General features: G+C 63.4%; 1 protein-coding gene and 1 pseudogene. Both read left to right on the top strand.

Annotated features, from left to right (window positions below; translation table 11 throughout):
* Positions 1-1,372: pseudogene (locus tag ACZ5CR_RS43995) on the top strand (DUF499 domain-containing protein); the annotation flags it as partial.
* Between the two features lie 211 nt (positions 1,373-1,583).
* Positions 1,584-2,065: hypothetical protein (locus ACZ5CR_RS43990; protein ID WP_468868942.1), on the top strand; the 482-nt coding region annotated here is incomplete at its 3' end.

Genomic DNA, 2,065 nt, shown 5'->3' with positions numbered 1-2,065 from the left:
GGTCATCTCGGATCTGACAGACCCAGAAACTGGTCTGGCCAGTATCGAAGTGACCACCGGCCAGAAAGGCCAGGCAAACCGCTACTTCCTGTCCACCGAGCAAACCCTGCTCATGCTGCAGCGTGCGATGCGGGACACGATCACCGATGCCGAGCGCGACGCAGCAATCGCCGATTTCGCTGAAGACCTTGCTGACACAGGCCCGTTCGACCGCAAGCAGTTCGTACGGGCTTCCACAGAAGGTCAGTCGCCCCGGGACATCCTGGCCGGCGCCGGTATTGATGACGCTCGAGCCTCACGTCTCGTGGTGCTCGACCCTGCCCAGTTCACGCTCCGCAACGGCGCCGATCGTGCGACCCGCGACGCCGTCCAGGCAGCCGTCGGGCTCGGCGATGACAAACTCCCGACGCGGTGGGCATCGTCCGTCGTTTTCGTTATCGCCAACACACAGCAGCGACATGCAGCACGCCGGGTCGCGACCCATTACCTGGCAGCGGAGAGAGTCCTCAACTTCCAGGAGACGCAGACCGACCCTGCCATGAAGGCCAAGGCAACAACCGAACGCAATGAGGCAAAACGCAGCCTTGAAGCCCACGTCAAGCGCGCCTTCCAACACGTCTTGTTCCTGGCGCAACCCGACGACGAGGCCACACGTGCAGTCGACGAAGTGACGTTCGATGCCAAGACTGAAACTGCGCTCCTTGGCACCACCGTGTGGAAAGCCCTCGTCGAAAAGGGGAAGGCCTTCGACCAAGGAACCTTCACGGCAAGGGCTCTAACCCACAACCTTCGAGAAAGCGACTATGGGCGTCCGCTCGATGAGCTTCGGGACTCGTTCTGGAACACCCCAAGGCTTCCCCTCCTTCACGGTGGGCAGGACGACCTGCGGCAGGCCCTATTCGATGCGGTCCAGCATGATCTCCTCCGCATCGTCGACAGCGAGGACCAGGAAGTAGCCGTCACCGGGGTCTCGGAGATCAACCTCTCCAGCCAACGGCTCAGGCTCGGCAAACCCCTGCCGCCGTCAGTCGATGACGAACCCACCCACGATCCGGGTACCGAGCAGCAGCCAGAGCCCGGGCCTGGCGCCAGCGGTGAAGCGGAGCAAGACCAGGACGATTCCGACGCGGATTCGCCAGCTCTGCCCCAAGAGAAGCAGCTTGGTTTCTCCATCACACAGAGCATGCTGAACAACACAGGCAACGCCGACGCTCTGAGCCAACTGTTCAGGGAGCTGTACCTCCTGGTCGACAGCAATGACGTCTCGTTCCTGCAGGGCCAAATTCAAGTGGTTGTCAACGCTCATGCCGTTGACAAGCTCACAGAGCGCGTCAAACAACTTGGATCGTCCGTCAGCGTGCGGGACTTGTAGCAGCCAGCCGCTCCTGGGGGCCCGGGTCACCGAGGCCCCAGGAGAGGAGTCGTTACGTCTGGGTGGACCCACGACAACGTGCGCCGGATGCTCAGGAGCGGTCGACCGTTGAACTCGCCGAACCACGCACTCCCAGCCACAGCCGAGAGTCTGTTGCTCGCCTCGGTAGACTCACATTCGGCGCGGGGCCGTCTGGGAGCAGCACTTCTTGATGACCCGCACTCTGCCTGACCCGAACATTGCGCTCGGCTTCCGCCGCGACGGCCGCCCGATCCTCCCCATCTTGGGTGCTTCCGCAGAGGATCACTCAAACGACGAGGCGCCCCTCAGCCTCAGCCAGAAGCATCTCAACACCCTGATGGCGCGGGAGAAGGACCAGGGTGGTCGTGCCGCGGTCCGCACCCTCGTCGACAAGCTCGGGTTTCCCAGTGCTTCAGCTCTCGAGGAGTTCATCACCCAGGTTCGCCAGGTTGAGCAGGAGCAGCTGACCGAGGCACAGCGCCGTGAACAGGCGCTCGCCGACCGTGAGCAGGCCGCCCTCGCCCGCGAAACGGCGGCGTCCGCGAAGGAGCGAGAAGCCTCACGCCGCTCCGTGCTCGTGAGCGCGGGAGTTGCAGGCCGCGATCTCGACGATGCCCTGGCGCTTCTGCGTGTCACAGACGATGTGGACGATCCCGCGCTCAAGGAAGCCGT

Source organism: Streptomyces sp. NPDC031274 (assembly GCF_055570235.1).
This window is presented reverse-complemented; position numbering and strand designations above follow the sequence as displayed.